Annotated in this window: 25 protein-coding genes; 15 read left to right on the forward strand and 10 right to left on the reverse strand. The window is 73.8% G+C overall.

Features of this window, described 5'->3' with window-relative positions; translation table 11 throughout:
- Positions 1–82: 82 nt before the first annotated feature.
- A complete protein-coding gene (locus ACQUSR_RS01455; protein WP_431040683.1) occupies positions 83–1,258 on the reverse strand; it encodes an 8-amino-7-oxononanoate synthase in 1,176 nt (391 codons plus the stop codon).
- Positions 1,259–1,430: 172 nt separating this feature from the next.
- Between ACQUSR_RS01455 and bioB the strand changes: the two genes are divergently transcribed.
- From bioB to bioD, 3 genes are all read left to right on the forward strand, one after another.
- The gene (gene bioB, locus ACQUSR_RS01460; RefSeq protein ID WP_431040684.1) at positions 1,431–2,696 is read left to right on the forward strand and encodes a biotin synthase BioB; all 1,266 of its coding nucleotides are present in this window, start codon (positions 1,431–1,433) and stop codon (positions 2,694–2,696) included.
- On the forward strand, positions 2,689–3,993 hold the full coding sequence (locus ACQUSR_RS01465; RefSeq protein ID WP_431040685.1) for an adenosylmethionine--8-amino-7-oxononanoate transaminase: 1,305 nt from the start codon (positions 2,689–2,691) through the stop codon (positions 3,991–3,993). Before bioB ends, ACQUSR_RS01465 begins: the two co-directional genes overlap by 8 nt.
- A 96-nt stretch (positions 3,994–4,089) precedes the next feature.
- Entirely contained in the window at positions 4,090–4,806 is a 717-nt protein-coding gene (bioD, locus tag ACQUSR_RS01470) for a dethiobiotin synthase (protein ID WP_431040686.1), read from the forward strand.
- A 96-nt stretch (positions 4,807–4,902) separates the two neighbouring features.
- On the opposite strand, the gene ACQUSR_RS01475 is transcribed toward bioD, so the two are convergent.
- Both ACQUSR_RS01475 and ACQUSR_RS01480 read right to left on the reverse strand, forming a co-directional pair.
- On the reverse strand, positions 4,903–5,283 hold the full coding sequence (locus ACQUSR_RS01475; RefSeq protein WP_431040687.1) for a fic family toxin-antitoxin system, toxin component: 381 nt from the start codon (positions 5,281–5,283) through the stop codon (positions 4,903–4,905).
- Complete coding sequence (locus ACQUSR_RS01480; RefSeq protein WP_304465246.1) at positions 5,280–5,507, reverse strand: antitoxin; 228 nt, start codon at positions 5,505–5,507, stop codon at positions 5,280–5,282. Before ACQUSR_RS01480 ends, ACQUSR_RS01475 begins: the two co-directional genes overlap by 4 nt.
- Before the next feature lie 207 nt (positions 5,508–5,714).
- Between ACQUSR_RS01480 and ACQUSR_RS01485 the strand changes: the two genes are divergently transcribed.
- The 5 genes from ACQUSR_RS01485 to ACQUSR_RS01505 all read left to right on the forward strand — a co-directional run bounded on the left by ACQUSR_RS01485 (position 5,715) and on the right by ACQUSR_RS01505 (position 12,351).
- A complete protein-coding gene (locus tag ACQUSR_RS01485; protein ID WP_431040688.1) occupies positions 5,715–6,602 on the forward strand; it encodes an ABC transporter ATP-binding protein in 888 nt (295 codons plus the stop codon).
- Positions 6,603–6,611: 9 nt separating this feature from the next.
- Positions 6,612–9,203: an ABC transporter permease gene (locus ACQUSR_RS01490; protein WP_431040689.1), complete on the forward strand. Its 2,592-nt coding sequence runs from the start codon at positions 6,612–6,614 to the stop codon at positions 9,201–9,203.
- 208 nt (positions 9,204–9,411) lie between these two features.
- Positions 9,412–9,837 (forward strand): GNAT family N-acetyltransferase, encoded by a 426-nt coding sequence (locus ACQUSR_RS01495; RefSeq protein ID WP_431040690.1) that lies wholly within the window; start codon positions 9,412–9,414, stop codon positions 9,835–9,837.
- A 166-nt stretch (positions 9,838–10,003) separates the two neighbouring features.
- Positions 10,004–11,350, forward strand: a complete 1,347-nt coding sequence (locus ACQUSR_RS01500; protein ID WP_431040691.1) for a hemolysin family protein — start codon at positions 10,004–10,006, stop codon at positions 11,348–11,350.
- A complete protein-coding gene (locus tag ACQUSR_RS01505; protein WP_431040692.1) occupies positions 11,347–12,351 on the forward strand; it encodes a hemolysin family protein in 1,005 nt (334 codons plus the stop codon). The genes ACQUSR_RS01500 and ACQUSR_RS01505 overlap by 4 nt, the downstream gene beginning before the upstream one ends.
- Positions 12,352–12,417: 66 nt before the next feature.
- On the opposite strand, the gene ACQUSR_RS01510 is transcribed toward ACQUSR_RS01505, so the two are convergent.
- Positions 12,418–12,630, reverse strand: coding sequence for a hypothetical protein (locus ACQUSR_RS01510; RefSeq protein ID WP_431040693.1), 213 nt, complete (start codon positions 12,628–12,630; stop codon positions 12,418–12,420).
- An 85-nt stretch (positions 12,631–12,715) separates the two neighbouring features.
- Here ACQUSR_RS01510 and ACQUSR_RS01515 point away from each other — a divergent pair, with 85 nt between their 5' ends.
- From ACQUSR_RS01515 to mug, 3 genes are all read left to right on the forward strand, one after another.
- Complete coding sequence (locus ACQUSR_RS01515) at positions 12,716–13,516, forward strand: SGNH/GDSL hydrolase family protein (RefSeq protein WP_431040694.1); 801 nt, start codon at positions 12,716–12,718, stop codon at positions 13,514–13,516.
- A gap of 115 nt (positions 13,517–13,631) precedes the next feature.
- Positions 13,632–15,065: an adenylosuccinate lyase gene (purB, locus tag ACQUSR_RS01520; RefSeq protein ID WP_431040695.1), complete on the forward strand. Its 1,434-nt coding sequence runs from the start codon at positions 13,632–13,634 to the stop codon at positions 15,063–15,065.
- A gap of 37 nt (positions 15,066–15,102) precedes the next feature.
- The gene (gene mug, locus ACQUSR_RS01525) at positions 15,103–15,645 is read left to right on the forward strand and encodes a G/U mismatch-specific DNA glycosylase (protein ID WP_431040696.1); all 543 of its coding nucleotides are present in this window, start codon (positions 15,103–15,105) and stop codon (positions 15,643–15,645) included.
- Here the strand turns inward: mug and ACQUSR_RS01530 are convergent.
- From ACQUSR_RS01530 to ACQUSR_RS01540, 3 genes are all read right to left on the reverse strand, one after another.
- A complete protein-coding gene (locus ACQUSR_RS01530) occupies positions 15,632–16,081 on the reverse strand; it encodes a hypothetical protein (protein ID WP_431040697.1) in 450 nt (149 codons plus the stop codon). The genes mug and ACQUSR_RS01530 overlap by 14 nt on opposite strands.
- A 109-nt stretch (positions 16,082–16,190) precedes the next feature.
- Complete coding sequence (locus ACQUSR_RS01535) at positions 16,191–16,889, reverse strand: ABC transporter permease (RefSeq protein ID WP_431040698.1); 699 nt, start codon at positions 16,887–16,889, stop codon at positions 16,191–16,193.
- Positions 16,890–16,928: 39 nt separating this feature from the next.
- Positions 16,929–17,861 carry an ABC transporter ATP-binding protein gene (locus ACQUSR_RS01540; RefSeq protein ID WP_431040699.1) on the reverse strand — a complete coding sequence of 311 codons (933 nt, stop codon included), beginning with the start codon at positions 17,859–17,861 and terminating at the stop codon, positions 16,929–16,931.
- Positions 17,862–17,992: 131 nt separating this feature from the next.
- Here ACQUSR_RS01540 and ACQUSR_RS01545 point away from each other — a divergent pair, with 131 nt between their 5' ends.
- The 3 genes from ACQUSR_RS01545 (at position 17,993) to ACQUSR_RS01555 (ending at position 21,416) form a co-directional block, all read left to right on the forward strand.
- Positions 17,993–19,354, forward strand: coding sequence for a sensor histidine kinase (locus tag ACQUSR_RS01545; protein ID WP_431040700.1), 1,362 nt, complete (start codon positions 17,993–17,995; stop codon positions 19,352–19,354).
- Between the two features lie 9 nt (positions 19,355–19,363).
- Positions 19,364–20,014 carry a response regulator transcription factor gene (locus tag ACQUSR_RS01550; protein ID WP_431040701.1) on the forward strand — a complete coding sequence of 217 codons (651 nt, stop codon included), beginning with the start codon at positions 19,364–19,366 and terminating at the stop codon, positions 20,012–20,014.
- 82 nt (positions 20,015–20,096) lie between these two features.
- A complete protein-coding gene (locus ACQUSR_RS01555) occupies positions 20,097–21,416 on the forward strand; it encodes an ROK family protein (protein ID WP_431040702.1) in 1,320 nt (439 codons plus the stop codon).
- Between the two features lie 222 nt (positions 21,417–21,638).
- Here ACQUSR_RS01555 and ACQUSR_RS01560 read toward each other — a convergent pair whose 3' ends face one another.
- Positions 21,639–22,391: a GntR family transcriptional regulator gene (locus ACQUSR_RS01560; RefSeq protein WP_431040703.1), complete on the reverse strand. Its 753-nt coding sequence runs from the start codon at positions 22,389–22,391 to the stop codon at positions 21,639–21,641.
- A gap of 193 nt (positions 22,392–22,584) precedes the next feature.
- On the opposite strand from ACQUSR_RS01560, the gene ACQUSR_RS01565 reads away from it, so the two are divergent.
- Positions 22,585–23,334: an SDR family oxidoreductase gene (locus ACQUSR_RS01565; RefSeq protein ID WP_431040704.1), complete on the forward strand. Its 750-nt coding sequence runs from the start codon at positions 22,585–22,587 to the stop codon at positions 23,332–23,334.
- Between the two features lie 29 nt (positions 23,335–23,363).
- On the opposite strand, the gene ACQUSR_RS01570 is transcribed toward ACQUSR_RS01565, so the two are convergent.
- Both ACQUSR_RS01570 and ACQUSR_RS01575 read right to left on the reverse strand, forming a co-directional pair.
- Entirely contained in the window at positions 23,364–24,245 is an 882-nt protein-coding gene (locus ACQUSR_RS01570; protein WP_431040705.1) for an RNA polymerase sigma-70 factor, read from the reverse strand.
- Positions 24,242–25,384, reverse strand: coding sequence for an EamA family transporter (locus tag ACQUSR_RS01575; RefSeq protein ID WP_431040706.1), 1,143 nt, complete (start codon positions 25,382–25,384; stop codon positions 24,242–24,244). The genes ACQUSR_RS01570 and ACQUSR_RS01575 overlap by 4 nt, the downstream gene beginning before the upstream one ends.
- Positions 25,385–25,388: the final 4 nt, after the last annotated feature.

Consider the following 25,388-nt stretch of genomic DNA (forward strand, 5'->3'; position numbering starts at 1 on the left):
GCCGTCACCAGGGGTACGGAAGGCTGTCGTCCGCTCGGCGGGCCGGTTCCGCGGCGCCGCGGTCAAGGGCATCGGCTCCCGTTCAGTCTCGCGGTGCGGTCCCCGTGATCACCTCGACCGCCTGGGCGACCTGCTGGTCCGTCAGGTCCGCGCGGGCGGTCAGCCGCAGCCGGGAGATCCCGTCGGGGACGGACGGCGGCCGGAAGCAGCCGACCGCGAGTCCGGCGGCGCGGCAGTCCGCGGCCCAGCGCACCGCACGCTCCGGCGAGGGGGCGCGTACCGACACCACCGCCGCGTCGGGCCGCACGGCGGTCAGGCCGGCCGCGGTCAGGCCCGTGTGCAGGGCGGTCGCCACCGCCCTGACGCGTTCGGCGCGCTCCGGTTCGCGGCGCAGCAGGCGCAGCGCCGCCAGCGCCGCGCCGACCGCGGCCGGGTTGAGGCCGGTGTCGAAGATGAACGTACGGGCGGTGTTGACCAGGTGCTCGATGACCCGGGCGGGCCCGAGGACCGCGCCGCCCTGGCTGCCGAGGGCCTTGGACAGGGTCACGGTGGCCACGGCGTACGGGGCCCCGGCGAGTCCGGCGGCGTACGGGGCGCCTCGGCCGCCGGCGCCGAGCACGCCCAGGCCGTGCGCGTCGTCGACGACGAGCGCGGCGCCGGCGGCACGGCAGACGTCGGCGAGGTCGGCCAGCGGCGCGGCGTCGCCGTCGACGGAGAACACCGAGTCGGTGACGGCCAGCGCGCGGCCCTCGTGCCCGTCGAGTGCCTTGGCGACGGCGGCGGGGTCGGCGTGCGGGGCCACGACGGTCTCGGCGCGGGAGAGGCGGCAGCCGTCGATGAGGGAGGCGTGGTTGCCCGCGTCGGAGACGATGAGCGCGTCCGCGCCGCTCAGGGCGGTGACGGCGGCGAGGTTGGCGGCGTATCCGGAGGACAGCACCAGCGCGGACTCGAAGCCGCAGAAGGCGGCGAGTTCGCGTTCCAGCTCAGCGTGGAGTTCGGTGCTGCCGGTGACCAGCCGGGAGCCGGTCGCGCCCGCGCCCCAGCGCTGGGCCGCCTCGGCGGCGGCGGCCGTGACCCGCGGGTGGCGGGCCAGGCCGAGGTAGTCGTTGCCCGCCAGGTCCAGCAGCGGTGAGTCGGCCGACCGGGGCCGCAGCTCGCGGACCAGCCCGGCGCGGCGGCGCCGCTCGCGGTCGGTGTCGATCCAGCCGAACGGGTCGTCCTGGCTGTCGACCGGGCCGTCCTGGCGGTCCTGGGGCATGGGCCGTCCTTCACGCGTCTCGCCACGGGCCCGCGGGCCCTTTGTATGCACTGGCTAGAACGTAGCGGTGTCCATGCGGGGTCAGCGTGTGGCAATAGACACACCCTTGGCAGGCCGACTTGTGCGAAGTCTCCATTGGCCGGGGGCGGTGCCGTAGGAAAGGATCAGCGCCATGGACCTGCTCAACACGCTGGTGGACAAGGGGCTGCGGCGCGAGTCGCCGACCCGCGAAGAGGCGCTCGCCGTCCTGGCGACCTCCGACGACGAGTTGCTCGACGTCGTGGCCGCGGCCGGAAAGGTGCGCCGCGCCTGGTTCGGGCGGCGGGTGAAGCTGAACTATCTGGTCAACCTCAAGTCGGGGCTGTGCCCCGAGGACTGCTCGTACTGCTCGCAGCGGCTCGGTTCGAAGGCCGAGATCCTGAAGTACACCTGGCTGAAGCCGGACGAGGCGGCGGCCGCCGCGCGCGCGGGGGTCGCCGGGGGCGCGAAGCGGGTCTGCCTGGTGGCGAGCGGCCGCGGTCCGACGGACCGGGACGTGGATCGGGTCGCGAAGACCATCGCGGCGGTCAAGGAGGAGAACGAGGGCGTCGAGGTGTGCGCCTGTCTGGGCCTGCTCTCCGACGGCCAGGCGTCGCGGCTCAAGGACGCGGGCGCGGACGCGTACAACCACAACCTCAACACCTCCGAGGCCACCTACGGGGACATCACCACCACGCACACCTACGCCGACCGGGTGGAGACCGTGCAGCAGGCGCAGGCGGCGGGCATGTCCGCCTGCTCCGGGCTGATCGCGGGCATGGGCGAGACGGACGAGGACCTGGTCGACGTGGTCTTCTCGCTGCGCGAGCTGGACCCGGACTCGGTGCCGGTCAACTTCCTCATCCCGTTCGAGGGCACCCCGCTGGCCAAGGAGTGGAACCTCACCCCGCAGCGGGCGCTGCGCATCCTGGCCATGGTCCGGTTCGTCTGCCCGGACGTGGAGGTACGGCTGGCGGGCGGCCGCGAGGTGCATCTGCGCTCGATGCAGCCGCTGGCCCTGCACCTGGCCAACTCGATCTTCCTGGGCGACTATCTGACCAGTGAGGGCCAGGCCGGCAAGGACGACCTGGCCATGATCGCCGACGCGGGCTTCGAGGTGGAGGGCACCGGCACCACGACGCTGCCCACGCACCGCGCCGACGCCGCGGCCGGCGCCGGGTCCGGCTGCGGGGGCCACGTCGATGCCGGGTCCGGCTGCGGCGGTCACGGCGACGGCGGCTGCGGGCCGTGCGGCGGCGGGGAGCCGGCTGCCGCGGCTGAGGTGGACGACTCCGCCGACGCCTCCACGGCAGCCACGACCGCCGACGCGCCCGTACCGGCCGACGCCGGTGAGGCGCGCACCGACCTGGTCGCCGTGCGCCGCCGGGGCGCGGGGACGGAGCTGCCGCCCAATGCCTGAGCACCTGACGCCTAGTGAACTGCTCGCACTCGACCGCGAACACGTCTGGCATCCGTACGGCCCGATGCCCGGCCGTCAGGAGCCGCTCCTGGTGGAGTCCGCGGCCGGGGTGCGGCTGCGGCTTGCCGCCCCGGTGGAGGGGCGGACCGAGCTGATCGACGGCATGTCGTCATGGTGGTCGGCCGTGCACGGCTACAACCACCCGGTGCTCAACGACGCGGCCCGCAACCAGCTGGAGCGGATGAGCCATGTGATGTTCGGCGGGCTCACGCACGAGCCCGCCGTGCGGCTCGTCGCCCGCCTGGTCGAGATCACCCCCGAGCCCCTGCGGCACGTCTTCCTCTCGGACTCCGGGTCGGTCTCGGTCGAGGTCGCGGTGAAGATGTGCATGCAGTACTGGCGGTCGGTGGGCCGGCCGGGCAAGCAGCGGCTGCTGACCTGGCGCGGCGGCTACCACGGCGACACCTGGCAGCCGATGTCGGTGTGCGACCCGGACGGCGGCATGCACGACCTGTGGTCCGGGGTGCTGCCCCGGCAGGTCTTCGCGGACGCGCCGCCGACCGGTTTCGACGCCGAGCCGGACGCGTCGTACGTAGCGCATCTGCGGGAGGTGATCGCGCGGCACGCCGACGAGGTGGCCGCGGTGATCGTCGAACCGGTGGTGCAGAACGCGGGCGGCATGCGGTTCCACTCGCCCGGCTATCTGCGGGTGCTGCGCGAGTTGTGCGACGAGCACGACGTCCTGCTGGTGTTCGACGAGATCGCCACCGGCTTCGGCCGTACGGGCGCGCTCTTCGCGGCGGACCACGCGGGGGTCTCCCCCGACGTGATGTGCGTCGGCAAGGCCCTGACCGGCGGATACATGACGATGGCCGCGACGCTGTGCACCACACGGGTCGCGGAGGGCATCTCCAGCGGCGAGGTGCCGGTCCTGGCGCACGGCCCCACGTTCATGGGCAACCCGCTCGCGGCCGCGGTCGCCGACGCCTCGATCGACCTGCTGCTGTCGCAAGACTGGCAGGGCGAGGTCAAGCGCATCGAGACCGGGCTGCGAGACGGGCTGGCGGAGGCCGCCGACGTGCCCGGGGTACGGGACGTGCGGGTCCTCGGCGCGATCGGCGTCGTCCAGCTGGACCACCCGGCGGACATGGCGGCGGCGACGCGGGCGGCGGCCCGGGAAGGGGTCTGGCTGCGTCCGTTCGGCGAGCTGCTGTACACCATGCCGCCGTTCGTCACCGGCGACGAGGACCTGGCGCGGATCTGCGCGGCGGTGCGCGCCGCGGCCGCGGCCGACTGACGCCGGCGACGTTCCCTGGGGACGCCCGCACGGGCTCGTCGGGCCGCGCGTGCCGAGAACGTAAGCCACCGAGAACACGAAGGACGTGGAAGAGCGATGTCGGTACTCGTCGTATCGGGTACGAACACGGAGATCGGCAAGACCGTCGTGACGGCCGCGCTGGCGGCGGCCGCGCTGGCGCAGGGGCGGTCGGTGGCCGTGGTCAAGCCCACGCAGACCGGCGTCGCGGAGGGCGAGCCGGGCGACGTCGCGGAGGTGCGGCGGCTCGCCGGGGACGCGGTGACCGGCGTGGAACTGGCCCGCTTCCCCGAGCCGCTGGCCCCCGACAGGGCCGCGCTGCGGGCCGGGGTGGCCCCGGTGCGCCCCGGCGATGTGGAGCCGGCGGTCAAGCGGCTGGCGGCCGAGCACGATCTGGTCCTGGTCGAGGGGGCGGGGGGCCTGCTGGTACGCCTAGACGACCGGGGCGCGACGCTCGCCGACGTGGCCGGCCTGCTCGACGCGCCGGTGCTGGTCGTCGCGCAGGCCGGGCTGGGCACGCTCAACATCACCACGCTGACCGCGGAGGCGCTGCGCGCGCGTGGCCTCGCCTGCCGGGGGGTGGTCATCGGCAGCTGGCCCGCCGCGCCTGGCCTGGCCGACCGCTGCAACCTGGCCGACCTGCCCGAGGCCGCGGGCGCCCCGCTGCTGGGCGCGGTCCCCGAGGGCGCGGCCGCGCTGCCGCCGGCGCGGTTCCGCCAGGAGGCGGCGGACTGGCTGGCCCCGGAGCTGGCCGGCACGTGGGACGCGGCGGCGTTCGCGGCGGCCCAGGGCTGAGGCGTACCGGGGGTGTTCCCCAGCCCCTTCGGCGAACACCGGGCCGAAGCCCCTTCGGCGAGCGCCGGGCCGATGGCCGGGGAATCCGGGCGCCGGTTAGTCGGAGGGGCGGCTCCAGCCTCGCAGGTACTCGGCGATGACCCGTACGTCGGCGGAGCCGTCCTTCACCAAGCGCGCCAGGTCCCGGACCCGTTCGGGCGAGGTGGTGACCTTCACTCCGCCGGCCACGAGGTAGGCGTAGGCGACGGCGCACGCGAACAGGGCGTTGGAGCGCTCCAGGGCGGGCACCAGCAGCAGGAGCTGGAGCAGGGCGGCGGCGCGGGCCTGCGGGTCCTGGTAGATGGGGGTGCCGAAGATCTCGGCTTCATGGCGCGCCACGGCGGCCACCAGCGCGCCGTAGTCCGCGACTTGGGGATCGCCGGGGATGTTGCGTTCGGCGATCATGAGCAGCCAGGCCAGATCGATGCGGAGCGTCAACGGCGTACGTCGCCCTGCTGTCCGAACTCCTCCGCGAACACGTCGCGGTACTGCTTCATGAAGTCGGCCGCGGCCTCGACGAACGTATGGCCGACCTCGCCCGCGTCCTTGCGGACCAGGTCCTCGATGTAACGGTTCACGCTCATGCCCCGCTGGAGCGCGCGCTCCCGCGCGGTGCGCGCGGTGGTCTCATCGACCCTGACGTTCAGCTGCGTCTTCGCCACACAACTACGCTAGCGCGCGGGCGCTAGCACCGGCAAGACGCGCCGGGCGCGGGTTATCCACAGGGATACCGGCGGCCGGTCCGCGCGCCTACGCTCGGCTCATGGTCGCGCGTACCACGCGCGACCGCGCGCACGGCTCGTACAGCTCGTGCGCGACCGCCCGCGCGTACCTCGCGTACGTGCGCGTACCGGACAGCGGGAGGCGCCTTGTCCACAGCGACGGCAGCGAAGGCCGGCGGGGCCGCGGAGCGGCCGGAGGCCGCGGCGCGCGCGGCGGGGCTCACCAAGACGTACGGCTCCGGGGAGACGGCCGTTCGGGCGCTGGACGCGGTGGACGTGGAGATCGCCCGGGGCCGGTTCACCGCCGTGATGGGGCCCTCCGGCTCGGGCAAGTCGACGCTGATGCACTGCCTGGCCGGGCTCGACACGGTCTCCGCCGGGCGGGTGTGGCTGGGGTCGACCGAGATCACCGGGCTGGGCGACCGGGAGCTGACCCGGCTGCGCCGCGACCGGGTGGGGTTCGTGTTCCAGTCGTACAACCTGCTGCCGACGCTGACGGCCGCCGAGAACATCACGCTGCCCATGGACATCGCCGGGCGCGGACCCGATCGCGTGTGGCTGGACCGGGTCATCGACACCCTGGGGCTGCGGGACCGGCTGGACCACCGGCCGGGACAGCTCTCGGGCGGGCAGCAGCAACGCGTGGCGTGCGCCCGTGCGCTGGCCTCCCGCCCCGAGCTGATCTTCGCCGACGAGCCGACGGGCAACCTGGACTCGCGGTCGGGGCTGGAGGTGCTGCGGTTCCTGCGCGAGGCCGTCGACCGGCTCGGCCAGACCGTGGTCATGGTCACCCACGACCCGTCGGCCGCCGCCCACGCCGATCTGGTGCTGTTCCTCGGCGACGGCCGCATCGTGGACCAGATGGCGGGGCCGACCGCGGAGGCGGTGCTGGAGCGGATGCGGTTGCTCTCCGCGGGCACCGGACCCGCCTCGCCCGGCCCGGGACCCGGACCCGCGGGGCCGGGATCGGAACCCGCGCCTCCCGGCCTCGGCGACACGGGTCCCGCTGCCGCCGCCGGCGGCGGAGAGGGCTGAGGGGCGGTCATGCTCCGGGCGACGCTGCGCAGTTTCCTCGCGCACAAGGGGCGGCTGCTGCTCTCCGCGCTCGCGGTCGTGCTGTCGGTCGCGTTCGTCGTCGGCAGCCTCATCTTCTCCGACACCGTCAACCGGACCTTCGACCAGCTGTTCAGGTCGGCGGCCTCCGACGTCACGGTGACTCCGAAGTCCGCGTTCGACGAGAACAGCCGCTACGGCGCGGGCCGGACGCCGACCCTGCCGGCCGCACTCGCGGACCGGCTCTCGGGCGTCCCCGGCGTGGCGGCCGCGCGGGTGGACGCCACCGTGGAGAACGTCACCGTCATCGACGCGCGCGACAAGGAGGTCAGGACCACCGCCAACGCCCCGACGCTCGCCACCGACTGGAACCCCGGCAAGGAGACCCCGGTGCGGCTGACCAGCGGGCACGCACCGCGCCGGGACGGGCAGGCGGTCATCGACGCGAACACCGCGGACCGCGCGCACGTGGAGATCGGTGACACGCTGCGGATCATCGCCGCCCCCGGTACCTTCCCGGTGAAGGTCACCGGCATCGCCGCGTTCACCACCACCAACCCCGGTGCCACGCTGGTCTACGTGGACACCCCGAGCGCCCAGCGGCGGCTGCTGGGCGATCCGGACGCGGCGTCCTCCATCAAGGTCGACGCGGCCCCGGGCGTGTCGGACGAGACGCTCAAGCACCGGGTCGCCGCCGCCCTCGACGGCGGGAAGGGCGGGGGCGCGGACCGCTACGAGCTGCGGACCCGGGCGGAGCAGGCGGAGTCGGACGCCGCCGCCTTCGGCGAGTTCCTGGACATCATCAAGTACGTGATGCTGGGCTTCGCGGGCGTCGCCGTGCTCGTCGGGGTGTTCCTGATCGTCAACACGTTCTCGATGCTCATCGCCCAGCGCACGCGCGAACTGGGGCTGCTGCGCGCGCTCGGCGCCGAACGCCGCCAGGTGCGCCGCTCGGTGCTCGCCGAGGCGGTGCTGCTCGGTGTGTCGGGGTCCACCGTGGGGCTCGCGGCCGGGGTGGGGCTCGCGATCGCCCTGATCGAGCTGCTGGGGCTGCTCGGGATGAACCTCGACGCGGCGGATCTGGCGTTCGGTCCGGCCACGCCCGTGGCCGCGTACGTGGTGGGCCTGGGCGTCACGTTCGTCGCCGCCTATCTGCCGTCGCGCCGCGCGGCCCGGGTCTCCCCGATGGCGGCACTGGCCGACACCGAGGTGTCGGGGGTCGGCCGTCCGCTGCGGATCCGCGCGGTCGCGGGGCTGGTGGCCGGGGCCGCGGGCGGGGCAGCCCTGGGCGCCTCCGCGACGCGTGACGGCACCGAGGCCGCGGCCGCCCTGCTGGGGCTCGGCGTGCTGCTGACCCTGATCGCGATGGTGATCGCGGGGCCGCTGCTGGTGCGGCCCCTGGTACGGGTACTCGGTGGGGCCTTCCCGAGGCTGTTCGGGCCGGTGGGGCGGCTCAGCCAGCGCAACGCGCTGCGCAACCCGCGCCGCACCGGAGCCACCGCGGCTGCGCTGATGGTAGGGCTCGCGCTGGTCGCCGGGTTGTCGGTGGCCGGGGCGTCGATCACCAAGTCCTTCGACGCGGAGATCGACAAGCGGCTGGGCGCCGACTTCGTACTCCAGACCAACTCCTTCGGGCCGTTCCCCCGGGCGGTCGCCGACCGGGCGAGCGAGGTGGACGGGGTCGGCACGCTCGTACGGCAGCGCTATGTGCCGATGCGGGTGAAGCTGCCGGACGGGGAGTCGGTTCGTACCAACGGCGGGGCCTTCGACGACCGGTTCGACGAGGTCATCAGGCTCGACTACCGGGCGGGTGGCACCGCGGCGGCGCTGGCGCCGGGGCGGATCGGCATGGAGGAGAAGTTCGCCCGGGACCACGGGGTCGGGGTGGGTAGCCCGGTCACGGTGACGTTCTCGACGGGGCGTACGGCCCGGCTGACGGTCGGCGCGCTGGCCAAGTCGGAGTCCGGCGGCGGGTTCGGCTCCGAGGGCGGCCTGATGATGGGGCTCGGCACGGCGGAGCGGTATCTGCCGGGCAGCCAGGACTCGGCGCTGTACGTGAACGCCGCGCCCGGCACCGATCCGCGGGACCTGCGCCGCTCCCTGGAGCGGGAGTTGAAGACCTTTCCCCAGGTCAAGGTGCGCGACCAGGCCGACTACAAGGAACTGGTGCGCGATCAGATCGCCGTGCTGCTCTATCTGGTCTACGCGCTGCTCGGGCTGGCGATCATCATCGCGGTGCTCGGGGTCGTCAACACCCTCACGCTCTCGGTGGTGGAGCGCACCCGTGAGATCGGCCTGCTGCGGGCCATCGGGCTGTCGCGGGTCCAGACCCGGCGGATGGTCCGGCTGGAGTCGGTGGTGATCTCGGTCTTCGGGGCGGTGCTGGGGCTGGGGCTCGGCCTGGTGTGGGGGGTGACGATGCACCATGTGCTGGCCCTGGAGGGGATGAGGGAACTGGCCGTTCCGTGGCCGACGATGGTGGTCGTGCTGATCGGGTCGGTCGTGGTGGGGCTGGTCGCGGCGCTGCTGCCCGCGCTGCGGGCGTCGCGGATGAACATGTTGGCGGCCATCGCGCACGAGTGAGTCACCCGGGAACTTCCCCCAGTCGCCGAGCAGCTGCGCGGCCACCGCGAGCGCTTTGGCTTCTCGTACTTCTCGGTGCTGGACCCCAACCTGGAGGCGTTCGGTCCGGTGATCGAGGAGCTGCGGGACCGCTGACGGGTTCGGATGCCCGCGTCTCGAATGCCGAAAACACCGCGTCGGCGCGCCCGGGCCGTGCTGGGATCAAGGCATGACCGATCTTCACATACGGGCCGCGGCGCCCGCGGACCTCGATGACGTGCTGGCCTTCTGGAAGGTGGCCGCCGAGGGGAACAGCATCAGCGACGACGTGGACGGCGTGGCCCGGCTGCTGGAGCGCGACCCCGAAGCGCTGCTGCTGGCCGAGCGAGACGGCGAGCTGGTCGGGACGGTGATCGCCGGATTCGACGGGTGGCGGTGCCATCTCTACCGACTGGCCGTCCACCCGGGGCAGCGGCGGCGTGGGGTGGGCTCGGCGCTGCTGGCGGCGGCCGAGGAGCGGTTCGTGGCGCTGGGCGGGCGGCGCGGCGACGCGATGGTGCTGGACCGCAACGACCTCGCGCACCGGGCGTGGCGCGCCGCCGGGTACGCGCCCGAGCCGCAGTGGAGCCGCTGGGTGAAGCCCCTCGCGCCCTGATCACCCAACCGACTTTACCGATCCTTTACCATGGGTGGGTAACCCACTGATTCCCCAGCGAAAGGTGTGAGCGTCCGCCCATGGGCGAGCCTCCCAGTAGTCATCCCGGCAGATCGATATCGCGCTCTCCCGGTGCCCTGTCCGATCATGGGACAGAGGTGAACCGATGACCGAAGTGATCCTCCTGCTGGTCGCCCTGCTGCTGACGCTCGCCTGCGCGGTGTTCGTCGCGGCGGAGTTCTCGCTGACCACGGTCGAGCGCAGTGAGCTGGAGATGGCCGCCGACCGCGGCGACCGCGGCGCCCAGAGCGCCCTGAAGGCCGTACGCGGGCTCACCTTCCAGCTGTCCGGCGCCCAGCTCGGCATCACCGTCACCGGCCTGATCATCGGCATGATCTCCGAGCCGTCCATCGCCGCGCTGCTCACCGGACCGGTCGAGGCGCTGGGCCTGTCCCGATCGGCGGCCTCCGGCACCGCCCTGGTGCTGGGCACCGCGCTGTCCACCGTCGTCCTGATGGTCGTCGGCGAGCTGGTGCCGAAGAACTGGGCAATCTCCCGGCCGCTGCCGGTCGCCAGGCGGGTGGCGGGCGCGCAGCGCGGGTTCAGCGCGGCGTTCCGCCCGCTGATCCGCCACCTCAACAACACGGCGAACCGCGCTGTCCGCCGGATGGGCCTGGAGCCGACCGAGGAGCTGGCCTCCGCCCGCGGCCCGCAGGAGCTGGTCGCGCTCGCCCGGCATTCGGCGAAGGAGGGCTCGCTGGAGGCGGACACGGCCGAGCTGTTCGTCCGTACGCTCAACCTGTCCGAGCTGACCGCGGAGAACGTGATGACCCCGCGCGTCCAGGTCATCGCGCTGGAGGCGCAGGCCACCGCCGAGGACGTCGCCAACGCCACCCGCGCCACCGGCCTGTCCCGCTTCCCGGTCTACCGGGGCAATCTGGACACGGTCGTGGGGACCGCGCACATCAAGGACGTGCTGGCGGTGCCCGCCGAGCGGCGGCCGCGCCATCCGGTCACCGCGATGATGCGCGAGCCGCTGCTGGTGCCGGAGTCCCTGACGGTGGACCGGCTGCTGGACCGGCTGTCCGCCAAGCGCAGCATGGCCGTCGTGATCGACGAGTACGGCGGCACGGCGGGTGTGGTGACCTTGGAGGACATCGTCGAGGAGGTCGTCGGCGAGGTCCGCGACGAGCACGATCCGCACGAGACGCCGGACCTGGCCCCGGCCGGCACGGACGAGGACGGGCACCGGCTGTACGACGCGGACGGCGCGGCCCGCACCGACCAGCTGCGGGCCATCGGACTGTGGGTCCCGGAGGGCCCGTACGAGACGCTGGCCGGGCTGGTCGCGACCTCGCTCGGCCGGATCCCGGCCGTCGGGGACACCGTGGAGCTGGTCGGCTGGCACATCGAGGTGCTGGACGCCTCGGGGCGCCGTGCCGCCCGGGCCCGGCTGCGTGCCCCGCACCCCGGCGAGACGCATGAGGCGAAGGACCGGGAGGCCGGCCGATGACCGTCGTCCAACTGCTGATCGGCCTGCTGACGCTGGTCGTCAACGCCTTCTTCGTCGGCGCGGAGTTCTCGATGATCTCGGTGCGCCGCAGCCAGATCGAGCCGCACGCGGACCGCGGTGACCGGCGGGCACGCAGCGTCCTTTGGGGGCTGGAGCACGTCTCGGCGCTGCTGGCCGCCGCCCAGCTCGGCATCACGCTGTGCACGCTGGTGCTCGGTATCGTCGCCGAGCCCGCCATGGCGCACCTGCTGGAGCCGGTCTTCCACGCGGCCCATCTGCCCGACGGGCTGATCCACCCGGTGGCGTTCGTGATCGCCCTGGCGCTGGCGACGTATCTGCACATGCTCTTCGGCGAGATGGTGCCCAAGAACGTCGCGCTGGCGGAGCCGGTGCGCACGGCCCTGCTGCTCGGCCCGCCGCTGGTGGGTCTGTCCCGGGCGCTGCGGCCGGTGATCTTCGGCGTCAACGCGTTCGCGAACGGCCTGCTGAAGCTGCTGCGGGTGGAGCCCAAGGGCGAGGTCTTGGCGACCTTCTCCGACGACGAGCTCGCCCGGATGGTCGCGGACTCCAGCGAGGCGGGCCTGCTGGACGGCCGCGCGACCGAGCGGCTGCGGGAGGCTCTGGAGCTGGGTCGGCGGCCGGTGCGGGACGTGGTGCTGCCCGTGGAGCGGGTGGTCTCCGCGCCGATCGGGGTGACGCCCGAGGAGCTGGAGCGGCTCTCGGCGGAGTCCGGATTCTCGCGGTTCCCGGTGGTCGACGACGGCGGCCGGATCATCGGCTATCTGCACGTGAAGGACGCGCTCGACGCGCGGCCGCGCGACGTGCCCTTCCGGATCGGCCAGCTGCGGCCGATCGCCCGGGTACGGGCCGCGACGCCGCTTGACGACGTGCTCACGGCGATGCGCGGGAGCCGTACGCATCTGGCGGCGGTGATCGACGAGGACGGCCGTCCGGCCGGGCTGGTCACCATGGAGGACGTACTGCGGGAGCTGGTGGCCTGACCGGCGGGCGGGCAGGCTCCCCCGGCGCGCCCGGAGGTGCCCCCCGGGCCCCGCGGGCGGACGGGCCTACGCGGGCCGGTCCCGGCGGCTGCCGTACGGGTCGTAGCGGAAGACCGTGAACTCGACCCGTCCGATCACCCGGGTCCGGTTCGTCCTGCGGTACAGCTCGGGCGGCCGGAAGATGTTGTCGTCGTAGACGTCGTCACCGGGTTCCAGATTCCAGGTCACGGTCGTTCCGTTGCGAGCACCGCCTTCGAAGAAGATGTGCACGATCGCCATAGAGCCGATAATGCTCGCGCGCGGCCCGGCGCGCACGCGGGCCGCGCCGAGCCACCGACGTACCGACCGGTATGCTCGTGCCGCCATGCAGAGGAACGCCGCCAACCCCAGCGCCCCGTACACCAGCTTCGTCGCCCTCGGTGACTCCTTCACCGAGGGCATGTCCGACAGCCTCCCGGACGGTACGTACCGGGGCTGGGCGGATCTGCTCGCCGCGCGGCTCGCGGCCCGGACACCCGGTTTCCGCTACGCCAACCTCGCCGTGCGCGGCAAGCTCATCGGGCAGATCGTCGAGGAGCAGTCCCGTCCGGCCGCCGCCATGGGCGCCGACCTGGTGACACTGGTGGGCGGGCTGAACGACGTACTGCGCCCCAAGTGCGACGTGGCACAGGTGTGCGCGCTGCTGGAGGAGGCCGTGACCCGGCTGGCCCCCGGCTGCCGCACGCTGGTGCTGATGCGCAGCCCGGGGCGGCGCGGCCCGGTGCTGGAGCGGTTCCGGCCACGGATGGAGCAGCTGTTCACACACATCGACGCGCTGGCCGCGCGGCACGGCGCGGTGGTGGTGGACCTGTTCGCCGCCGACGCGCTGGGCGACCCCCGGATGTGGGCGGAGGACCGACTGCACCTGACCGCCGAGGGGCACCGGCGCGTGGCGGAGGCGGTGTGGCAGTCCCTGGGCCATCCTCCGGAGTACGACTGGCGGGCGCCGCTGCCGCCGCCGGTCCGGCCGGGCTGGGCCGCGCGGCGCGGCGCCGACGTGCGGTTCGCGCGCGAGCACCTGGTGCCGTGGATCAGCCGGCGGTTGACGGGCAGGTCCTCCGGCGACGGCCGCTCGCCGAAGCGGGCCGAGCTGCTGCCGTACGAGGGCTGCGCGTCCGAACGCTGAGCGCGTGAGGGCCGAGCGTGTGGGGACCGGGACGCGCGTTCGTAGCAAGCGACAAACCGGGGCGGGGCGCTGGCCTGCGTAAACCGCCAGTCGAACGCCGGTAGTATCTGGCCACGTGACTGCTAAGCCGCGCATCCCGAACGTCCTGGCCGGCCGCTACGCTTCGGCGGAGCTGGCCGTCCTGTGGTCCCCCGAGTACAAGGTGACGCTGGAGCGGCGGCTGTGGCTCGCCGTGCTGCGCGCCCAGAAAGACCTCGGGATCGAGGTGCCGGACGCCGCGCTCGCCGACTACGAGCGGGTGCTGGAGACCGTCGACCTGGCGTCGATCGCGGAGCGCGAGAAGGTCACCCGGCACGATGTGAAGGCGCGCATCGAGGAGTTCAACGCCCTCGCCGGGCACGAGCACGTCCACAAGGGCATGACCTCCCGCGACCTGACCGAGAACGTCGAGCAGCTCCAGATCCGGCTCTCCCTGGAGCTGGTGCGGGACCGTACGGTCTCCGTACTCGTACGGCTCGCCGGGCTGGCGGCGGACAACGCCGAGCTGGTCATGGCCGGCCGCTCGCACAACGTCGCCGCGCAGGCCACCACGCTCGGCAAGCGCTTCGCCACCGCCGCCGACGAGATGCTCGCCGCGTACGGGCGGCTGGAGGACCTGCTCGCCCGCTACCCGCTGCGCGGCATCAAGGGCCCGGTCGGCACCGCCCAGGACATGCTGGACCTGCTCGGCGGCGACGCGGCCAAACTGGCCGAGCTGGAGGGGCGGATCGCCGCCCACCTCGGCTTCGCGCACGCCTTCACCTCCGTCGGCCAGGTCTACCCGCGCTCGCTGGACTACGAGGTGGTGACCGCGCTGGTGCAGCTGGCCGCCGCCCCGTCCTCGCTCGCCAAGACGATCCGGCTGATGGCCGGGCACGAGCTGGTGACCGAGGGCTTCAAGCCGGGCCAGGTCGGGTCGTCCGCCATGCCGCACAAGATGAACACCCGCTCCTGCGAGCGGGTCAACGGCCTCGCGGTGATCCTGCGCGGCTACGCGTCGATGACCGGCGAGCTGGCGGGCGACCAGTGGAACGAGGGCGACGTGTCCTGCTCGGTGGTGCGCCGGGTCGCGCTGCCGGACGCGTTCTTCGCCTTCGACGGGCTGCTGGAGACCTTCCTGACCGTGCTGGACGAGTTCGGCGCGTTCCCCGCCGTGATCGCCCGCGAGCTGGACCGCTACCTGCCGTTCCTCGCCACGACGAAGGTGCTGATGGGCGCCGTGCGCGCCGGGGTGGGCCGCGAGGTCGCCCACGAGGCGATCAAGGAGAACGCGGTGGCGACGGCGCTGGCCATGCGCGAGCAGGGCGCCGAGCGCAACGACCTGCTGGACAAGCTCGCCGCCGACCCGCGCATCCCGCTGGACCGGGCCGAGCTGGACGCGCTGATGGCGGACAAGCTGTCCTTCACCGGCGCCGCGGCCGACCAGGTACGGTCCGTGGTCGGGGGGATCGCAGAGATCGCCAAGGAGCACCCGGAGGCCGCGGCGTACGTACCGGGGGCGATCCTCTGACCCCCGAGGAAGCCGGCGTGACGCCCGAGGAGCCGAAGTGACGCCCGAGGAGCTCGAGGCCGCCCGCGACCGCATCGTCCCCGATGTGGTCGCGGACGGTCTCCACGTACTCTTCTGCGGCATCAACCCGGGGCTGATGAGGGCCGCGACCGGCCACCACTTCGCCCGCCCGGGCAACAGGTTCTGGCCCGTCCTGCACGCCTCGGGCTTCACGCCGCGCCTGCTCAAGCCGTCCGAGCAGGAGGAACTGCTCGGCTACGGGCTGGGCATCACCAATGTGGTTTCGCGTGCGTCCGCCCGTGCAGACGAGCTGACCGCCGACGAGTACCGCGAGGGCGGACTGCTGCTGGCCGGGAAGGTGGAGCGGCTGCGCCCGCGCTGGCTCGCGGTGGCCGGGGTGACCGCCTACCGGGCCGCGTTCGGCGACAGGCGCGCGCAGATCGGGCCGCAGGAGCGGATGATCGGTGCCACCCGGATATGGGCGCTGCCCAATCCGAGCGGACTCAATGCCGGCTGGTCGCTCGCGAGGATGGCGGAGGAGTTCGGACGGCTCCGTGCGGCGGCGTTCACCGAGGCGTGAGCAGGTCCGGCTCGCCTATCGCCGCGACCAGGTGAATCGGCAGCTCGCGGCCGGCCCGCCCCGAACCGACCGCGACCCAGCGCCCGTCCACGATCCAGGTGTGCACCTCCGCGACGTAGCCGCAGAGCGTGTCCAGTGGGGGTGGGACGGGCTCACCGAGGCCGGACCGTTCCAGGCACTCGGTGAGGTCGAGGACGTCCGGGGCGCCCCACTCGCGGGCCAGGGCCCCGATCAGTAACCGCAGTTCGGCATCGAACTCCTCGTCCACCTCCCGCACCCGGCTCGGGTCCGCGTCCCAGAAGTGTTCACTGACCCGGAGCGCGGCTATGTGGTACCCGGGGCCGCTGTCGGCCCAACCTCTCCGTTCGCACCGCGCGGGGAACGCACGGGCGCGCAGCTCCTCGATGGCGGCCAGATGCCCGGCGATGCTCTGCATACCGTCAGTAAACCGCTGCCCTCTGACAATTGGCCCGGCCGTCAGGCGTGGCCGCCTCGTCGGAAATCGTCAGGCCCCGTCAGGCGTCGCGGTGTTGCAGAGCCCGCCGTCAGGCGTCGCGATGTTGCAGCGCCCGCAGCCCCGCGTACACCGCGACGGCCGTCCACGCCGCCATCACCGCCAGTCCCGTCCAGGCCCCGAGCGGCCCTTCGGGGTGGGCGTGCAGCATCTGCTGCCCGGCCTGGTCCGGGAGGAAGGACACCGCCCCTCCCGTGCCGAGCACCGGGGAGAGGAAGCAGATCACCGGGATGACCAGGCCGAGCGCGCCGACCCCGCCCCGTACCACCGTCGCGACACCCGCGGCCATCAGCGTCAGCAGGGCCAGATAGAACCCGCAGCCCAGTGCCGCGCGCACCGCCCCGGTGGCGCCGGGGCCCACCCCGTCCTCGCCCAGCGCCAGTTGCCCGCCGAGCAGCGAGGCGAAGCCGGTGACCAGCCCGGCGGCGAGCGCGAGGCCGCCGGTGACGGCCAGCTTGCCGCCGTAGTAGAGCCCGCGCCGGGGCACCGCGGCGAGCCAGATCCGGGCGCCGCCGTGCGCCTGGTCCCCGGTGACGGCCAGCACCCCGAAGCAGATGGCCGCGATCTGCCCGAAGTTGAGGCCGAAGAAGGAGGCGAAGACCGGATCGAAGTCAGGTGCGTCGTTGTCCGGCCCGCCGGAGGTGGCGCTCACCAGCACGGTGATCCCGGTGGTGGCCACCAGCCCGCCGGCGAGGGCGAGTCGCAGCGAGCGCAGGGATCGGAACTTCATCCATTCGGAGCGGAGCACCGCTGAGAAAAGCATGGTCGATCAGGTCTCCTGGGTCGGGGCGGCAGCCGGTGCCGCGAACTCGGTGTCTTCGGCGGTGAGGCGCAGGTACGCCTGTTCCAGTGAGGTTGGGTCGTCGGTGAGTTCCAGGACCGGGACGCCGTGGCGGGCGGCGAGCGCGCCGATGTCCGCGGACCCGGCGCCGTCCACCGTCCAGGCGCCGGATCCGTCCGCGACCGCGGTGTGACCCTCGTCCGCCAGCACGGCGCGCAGCCGCTCCGGCTCGCTGGTGCGCACCCGCGCCCGGATGTGGCTGTGCTCGCGTACGAAGTCGTCCATCGAGGTGTCGGCGAGCAGCCGTCCACGGCCCAGCACCACGAGGTGGTCCGCGGTCAGCGCGGTCTCCGCCATCAGGTGGCTGGAGACCAGCACGGTGCGGCCCTCGGCCGCCAGCCGCCTCATCAGGGTGCGGATCCAGACGATGCCCTCGGGGTCGAGCCCGTTGGCCGGTTCGTCGAACATCAGCACCGGCGGCTCGCCGAGCAGCGCGGCGGCGATGCCGAGCCGCTGGCGCATGCCGAGCGAGAAGGTCTTCACCCGGCGCCCGGCCACGCTCGCCAGGCCCGTCTCCCCCAGGACCGCGTCCACGCGCCGAGCGGGCAGGTCGTTGCTGTGGGCGAGGCAGCGCAGATGGTCCCGGGCGGTCCGGGAACCGTGTGCGGCGGAGGCGTCGAGCAGCGCGCCGACGTGCCGTAGCGGCCGGTCGAGTTCCCGGTACGGGCGGCCGCCCACGGTCGCGGTGCCGGAGGCGGGCCGGTCGAGTCCGAGGACGGCGCGCATGGTGCTGGACTTGCCGGCTCCGTTGGGGCCGAGGAATCCGGTGACCCGGCCGGGCCGGACGCTGAAGGTGAGCTGGTCCACGGCACGCACCGATCCGTAGACCATGGTCAGCTCGCGGATGTCGATCGCTGTCATGGCAACGACGATGCCGGTCGGCGGGGGTGCCGGGCTTCCCCCGCGGGTGGGCTGCCGCTCCCCCGCGCGAGGCGATCCACTCCCCCGCGCGGGGGAGGCCGAGCCCTCCCGGACGCTGCCAGGATGTCCGTATGCCGGTATCCGCCCTGTTCAAGCCGCTTACCCGTGCCGTCACCTACACCCGGTGGCTGCACCTGCTCACCGGCGTCCTGCCCGCGCTCATGTGCGGCTTCGTCTACCCGGGGTACGTCGGGATGACCGCCGACCAGCAGCGGTGGCTGCTGGTGCTTCCGGTGCCGCTGCTGGTCGGCTGGGCGATGGCGCCGGTGGCGCGGCTCGCGGAAGGGCTCCAGGCACGGCTGCTGCTCACCTCCGGTGAGCACGCCCGGGACCGGCGCGACGACGGGAGCGATGACGGAGCGTCAGTGATCGCGGCGGCCCCGGCGGCCTCGTGGACCGACCGGGTGCTCACCGCGGTCTGGCTGGTGTTCCGGCTGGAGGTGGGCTGTGCGACGGCCTGGCTGTGTATGCGGCTGCCCCAGCTGACAGGGGCTCTGGTCGACGCGGCGGCCGGGGGCACGGGCGACACGGGCTTCGGCCCGCGGATCAGCGGCCACCGATGGTGGTACGCGCTCCTCGCCCCGCTCCCCCTGGCCGCGCTGGCGGCCGTGGTCGTGGGTCTCGGATGGCTGATGGCCGCCGCGGCGCCCCGGCTGCTCGGCCCGTCCGCCGCCGAACGGCTCGCGGCGCTGGAGGAGCGTACCGAGCGCCTGCTGGAGCACAACCGGCTCGCCCGCGAACTGCACGACTCGATCGGGCACGCGCTGACGGTCGCCGTCGTCCAGGCGGGCGCGGCGCGTGCCGCGGGCTCCCCGGAGTTCACCGACCGGGCGCTGGCCGCGATCGAGGAGACCGGGCGGTGCGCGCTGGACGACCTGGAACGGGTGCTGCGCCTGCTCCGGGAGGACGGCGCGCGGCGGCCCGCCGAACGGCCGGGGCTCGCCGACGCCGAACGGCTGCTGGAGTCGGCGCGCGCCGCGGGCACTCCGCTGCGCGCGGAGATCACCGGCTCGCTGGCGGACCTGCCCGGACCGGTCTCCCGCGAGGGCTACCGCATCCTCCAGGAGGCGCTGACCAATGTGCTGCGGCACGCGGGCCCGGTTCCGGTGCGGGTACGGATACGGATACGGGTCGCCGAGGAGGCGGGGCGGGGCGCGCTGGAGCTGGACGTACGCAACCCGCTGCCGGGGACCGGAACGGACCCTGACACGGAGAGGGGCACGGCGACGAGCACGGAGGCGGCCCCTGACACGGAGACGGGCACGGAGGCGGTCCCCGCCATGGCTGGCCGCCGCACCGGCGGCAGCGGCCTGCGCGGCATCCGCGAACGGGCGGCCCTGCTGGGCGGGGAGGCGGACACCGGGCCGCACGACGGACAGTGGCGGGTGCGGGTACGGCTCCCCCTGGACTCCGCCCCGCGCCCGACCGCATAAGGTGATCTTGTGCCGATCACCGTCCTCCTCGTCGACGACGAGCAGTTGGTGCGCGCCGGGCTGCGCGCGATCCTGGAGGCCCAGCCGGACATCGAGGTCGTCGGCGAGGCCGCCGACGGCGCCTCGGTCATCCCGCTGGTGCGCCGACTACACCCCGACGTGATCGCCATGGACGTACGGATGCCGCTGCTGGACGGCATCGAGGCGACGCGCGCGGTGCTGCGCACGGTCCCCGGGCCGCCCAAGATCCTCGTCATCACCACCTTCGAGAACGACGACTACGTGTACGAGGCGCTGCGCGCGGGCGCCGACGGCTTCCTGCTCAAGCGGGCCCGGCCGGCCGAGATCGTGCACGCGGTCCGGCTGGTCGCGGAGGGCGACTCGCTGCTCTTCCCCGCCGCCGTACGGGAACTGGCGGCCGGGCGCGGGAACGAGGCCGCGCGGACGGCGATGGCGCGGGCCGCGCTGACCGACCGTGAGGCGGAGGTCCTGCGGCTGATGGCGCGCGGAATGTCGAACGCCGAGATCGCCACGGCGCTGCTGCTGGGCACCGAGACGGTGAAGACGCACGTCAGCGCGGTACTGGCGAAGTTGGGCGCGCGGGACCGCACGCAGGCGGTGATCGCGGCGTACGAGTCGGGGTTCGTCACACCGGGCTGAGGCCGGGGCCGCGGACCGGCACTCGCCGCGCCTGTGGCCAACGGATACGATCCGGCGCAGACGCACAGACAGGGAGGCCGACGTGGGCCGGCTCACCGGCGGAGATCCGTCGCTGCTCAGGCGGATCAACTCCGCCGTGGTGCTGCACGCGCTGCGTACGGCCGCATGGTCCGAACCCCGGCCGGAGCCCACCGGCGGGCCGACCGCTGGTGCGGGCGGCACGGACGGTATGAGCGGCACGGACGGCGGTACGGGCAGCCCCCATGGCGGTACGAGCGAAACGGACGGCGGTGCGGGCACCCCGGCCGGTGCCCCCGGGGCCGCGACGCTCACCGACCTCGTGCAGGCGACGGGGCTGTCCCGGCCGACCGTCGAAGGCGTCGTCGAAGGGCTGATCGCCAGCGGGCTGGTGGTCGAAGCGCCCGCGGAGGGCGGCGAGGTGCGCCGCCAGGGGCGGCCCGCCCGGAGGTACCGGTTCCGGGCCGAGGCGGGCCATCTCCTCGGCGTCGAGATCGGCCCGCACCGGATCGCCGCGCTCCTGTCCGACCTGGACGGGCGGGTCCTGGGCTCAGCGGTGCGCGAGGTCGCCGAGAACGCGTCGGTGGACGAGCGGCTGGAACGGGTCCGTACCGCCGTCGCGGATCTGCTGCGGCGCGCGGGCGTGGCGCGGGACTCGCTGCGCGCGGTCGGGGTGGCGACGCCGGGGATCGTGGAGGCCGACGGGAACGTGCGGCTGTGCACGGCGCTGCCCGGGTGGACGGGGCTGCCGCTCGGCGATCGGCTGAAACGTTCGTTCCGCTGCCCGGTGCTGGTGGAGAACGACGCCAACGCCGCCGCCGTGGCGGAGCAGTGGAAGGGCGCCGCGGCCGGCTCCGACGACGTGGTGTTCGTCCTGGCCGGGCTGAGCCCGGGGGCCGGTGCGCTGATCGGCGGGCGGCTGCACCGCGGCTTCGGAGGCGCGGCCGGGGAGATCGGCGCCCTGCATCTGCTCGGCCGCGAGGCGGCCCCGGAGGAGGTGCTGTCGACCACCGGCGAACCGCTGCACCCGCTGGACGAGGAGCAGGTGGCACGGGTCTTCGAACTGGCGCGGGAGGGCGACCAGCAGGCGTGCGCGGCGGTCGACCGGTTCATCCGGCGGCTGGTACACGACGTGGCGGCGCTGGTGCTGGCACTGGACCCGGAGGTCGTGGTGGTCGGCGGCTGGGCCGCCGGTCTCGACGGGGTACTGGGCCCGCTCGGTGACGAGCTGTCGCGCTACTGCCTGCGGCCGCCGGTCGTCGTCCAGTCGGCGCTCGGCGAGGCGGCGGTGGCCATGGGCGCGCTGCGGCTGGCGCTGGACCATGTGGAGGAGGAGCTTTTCGCGGTGGAGCGCACGGCCACGGCCCGGCGCGCGTCCCGGTAGCGGATCACCGGAAGCGGGGGGACCGCTTGCGGATCACCGACAGCGGAGGTCACCGCTAGCGGATCACCGACAGCGGAGGTCACCGCTAGCGGATCACCGACAGCGGAGGTCACCGCTAGCGGATCACCGACTGCGGGGGCGCCGCTTGCGGATCACTGACAGCAGACCACCGGCCACCGGCCATGGGGCTCGCCGCCGGGGGGGCTCCCCCTCCACCCCCGGCTACCGCTGCGAAGTGCCCCCGAGCGGGCCCGTCTCGGCGAAGGTCAACCGGCATGTGTCGGCCCGGTACGTGGCCACCCCGACGGCCGCGGTGCGGCCCTGGGCGTAGTAGCGGGTGGTCACGACGAGCACCGGCGCGCCCGGGAGCCGGTCGAGCGCCTTGGCGTCGTCGGCACGGGCGGAGCCCAGTTCCACCGCCTGGTCCTGGCCTTCCAGGTCCAGCCGCCGCAGCTCGCGCAGCACCGCGCGGGCGTGGCCGTCGCCGCCCGGAGTGTCGACGGCGCCGAGGCCGGGGACGGACGCGGCCGGGATGTAGAGCAGTTCGGCGGCCAGCGGCTGGCCGTGGGACATCCGGGTCCGCCGCACCACGTGGACCTCGGCGTCCGGCTCGAGGTGCAGGAGCCTGGCCACCGCGGCGGGGGGCACCGCCGCACCGCTGTCGACCGGCTGCCACGTGTCGGCGGTGTCACCCGCGCCCGGCCATGCCTGCCCGGGGTCGGTGACGGCGACGCCCACGCGCGGCGGTGCGACGGTGGTGCCCACACCGCGGCGGCGCTGGAGCCTGCCTTCCAGTTCGAGCTGTTCCAGGGCCTGGCGGAGCGTGGCACGCGCGACACCGAACCGGGCGGCGAGTTCGCGCTCGTTGGGCAGGATCTCCCCCACCGCGAACTCGGAGTCGAGTGCGTCGCTGAGCACGGTCTTCAGGTGCCAGTACTTCGGCTCCGGCACCGATGCGAGCTGCGTGGTCCCCACCCTGTTCCTCCGCAACGGTTACACGTGCTTGTTTATTAAAGGTTGTTGCAGTTCTCCGACAGTGACCATAGGACGGCCTCCTGACTTGGTCAAGACCAATCCTTGATCGGCTATCGTCGGCGATCATCGGCTCGTACGGGTCAACACTCGTACGGGTCAACACGTACGGCGGGACGGATGGGGAGGCGCAGGCATGGGAGACCAGGTCACGGTGGTCACGGGAGGCAGCCGCGGCATCGGGGCGGCCATCGCGCTGCGGCTGGCCCGCGCCGGGCATGACATCGCCATCGGCTACGAGCGGGCGCGGGAAGCGGCGGAGGAGTCGGCGGCCGCGGTGCGCGCGCACGGCGTGCGGTGTGTGGCCGTATCGGTGGACACCAGCGTCGACGACCAGGTCGAGGCGCTGTTCGACACGGCCGCGGAACAGCTCGGCCCGGTCACCGGCCTGGTCAACAACGCCGGGATCACCGGGACGTTGGGCCGGTTCACCGACACCTCGCCGGAGGTGATGCGCCGGGTGGTCGACGTGAACGTGACCGGCGCGCTGCTGTGCGCCCGGCGCGCCGCGCGCGAGATGTCCACCCGGCTCGGCGGTCCCGGCGGTGCGATCGTCAACATCTCCTCGGGCGCCGCCACAACCGGCAGCCCGGGTGAGTACGTGCACTACGCGGCCAGCAAGGCGGCGGTGGACGCGATGACGATCGGCTTGTCGAAGGAACTGGCGGCCGAGGGTATCCGGGTCAACTCGGTGCAGCCGGGCATGACACTGACCGACATCCACGCCGCGATGGGCGACCCGGAGCGGCCCTGGCGGAACTCGGACCGGGTGCCGATGGGCCGCCCCGGCGAACCGGACGAGATCGCGGCCGCGGTCGCCTGGCTGATGTCGCCGGAGGCGTCGTACACCACCGGGGCGGTACTGCGGGTCGCGGGCGGACTGTAGCGGGCGGCGCGCGGTCTCCCCGCGCGGGCTCACAGCTTCAGGCCGGCGAGCTTCTCCGGGTTGCGCACGACGTAGACGCACTGGACGAGACCATCGGCGACGTCCAGGCTGAACGCCATGTCGGGCGTACCGTCCAGGAGCACCACCGCCGCGAACTGGCCGTTGAGCTCGGTGAGACGCAGCTCCGCGCCCGGCAGGCGGCTCGCGGAGCCGGCCAGGAAGCGGCCGATCTTGTCGGCGGTCTCCAGGATGCGGAGCGGGGCCTGCGCCTTGCCGCCGCCGTCGCCGACGAGCCGGGCGTCGGGGGCGAGCAGGGCGACGAGCTGTCCCAGGTCGCCTCCGGCGGCGGCCGCGATGAACCGCTCGGTGAGGGCGCGCCGTTCCTCGGGCTTCACTGTGTACCGCGGCTTGCGCTCCTCCACATGACGGCGGGCTCGCCCGGCGAGCTGGCGCACGGCCGCCTCACCGCGGTCCAGGGTGGCGGCGATCTCGCCGTACGGGAAGCCGAACGCCTCGCGCAGCACGAACACCGCGCGCTCCAGCGGTGACAGGGACTCCAGGACCACCAGCACGGCGAAGGAGACGGACTCGGCGAACACGGCACGCTCGGCGGTGTCCGGCACGGCGTCGCCGAAGTCGGTGGTGAGCGGTTCGGGCAGCCACGGGCCGACGTACGCCTCGCGCCGGGCCTGCACCTGCCGCAGCCGGTCGATCGCGAGCCGGGTGGTGATCCGTACGAGATAGCCGCGCGGATCGCGGACCTCGCCGCGATCGGCACCGGACCAGCGCAGCCACGCCTCCTGGACGACGTCCTCGGCGTCGGTGACCCGGCCGAGCATGCGATAGGCGACGCCTACGAGGGTCGAGCGGTGTTCCTCGAAGAGGTCGGTGGCGGCGTCGGCGGAGGTCACGGGCTCATCCCACCTGACGGCGGGGCGGGTTGTCCAGCACGGTGGGTGTGACCGGGGCGACGCCCCGGGCCCGGACCGCGGCCGGTGTTCCGCACCGGGGTCGGGGCAACGTTCCGCACCGGTGACAGGGCAGCGTTCGGCACCGAGGTCGGGGCGGCGTTCGGCACCGGGGTCGGGGCGGCGTTCGGCACCGGGGTCGGGGCAGCGTTCGGCACCGAGGTCGGGGCGGCCGGGGCGCTGGCCCCGAGCGTGACGCCTGCCGCGACCAGCAGGCTGCCCACGGCCTGCGGGAGGCCGTAGCCCCCGGTGCCCACCAGCGGTGCCGTCAGCGCGGCCGCGACCGGGATCACCCCCGAGAAGAGCGTGGCGCGTTCGGCGCCGAGCCGTTGTACGCCCATGTACCACAGGACGAAGCCGACCACGGTGACGACAGCCGCCTGCCACACCAGCGCGACGGCCTCGCCGGTGTCCGGCCACCGCACCCAGGCACGGCCGTCGTGGAGCAGGCCGACGGCCGCGGACTCCAGCGCCGCGACACCGCACGCCGCCGCAGAGAGCAGTCTCGGGCCGAGCGGCCGCAGTACCGGCACCGCCAGCACGGCGAAGCCCACCTCGCCCGCCAGCGCGCCCAGCGACCAGCCCAGCCCCACGGCGTCGGTCCGCCCCCACCCCTGGACGGTCCACGCGCCCGCGGCGACGAACAGCGCGCCGAGCACCGCCGGCCGAGCCGGGCGGCGGCCGTCGAGCGCCGGGACGAGCACCGCGACGACGACGGGCGCGCAGCCGACGAATACCCCCGGCACGGCGGGCTCCGCGGTGCGCTCGGCGGCGAGCACCGCGAGGTTGAAGCCGACCATGCCGACGGCCGCGAGCACGCCGAGCCGCACCCACTGGCGCCCCGTCAGCTTCCGTAGCGGCGCCACGCCTCCGCCGCCGAGCAGCGGCAGGAGCAGCAGGCACGCCAGCGCGTACCGCAGGGCCTGGCCGCCCGCGTACGGGTAGTCGCCGAGCACGCTGTTGGCGGTGAAGGAGCCGCCGACCAGGAAGCAGGCGACGGCGGCGCACAGGGCCCCGGAACGGTGCGCCGTGCGCGTCGGACACGTCGGATACTGGGGCTGTCCCCCGGTGGATCGGTGCATGAGA

This window comes from Streptomyces sp. P1-3 (genome assembly GCF_050613155.1).
Taxonomy (GTDB): domain Bacteria; phylum Actinomycetota; class Actinomycetes; order Streptomycetales; family Streptomycetaceae; genus Streptomyces.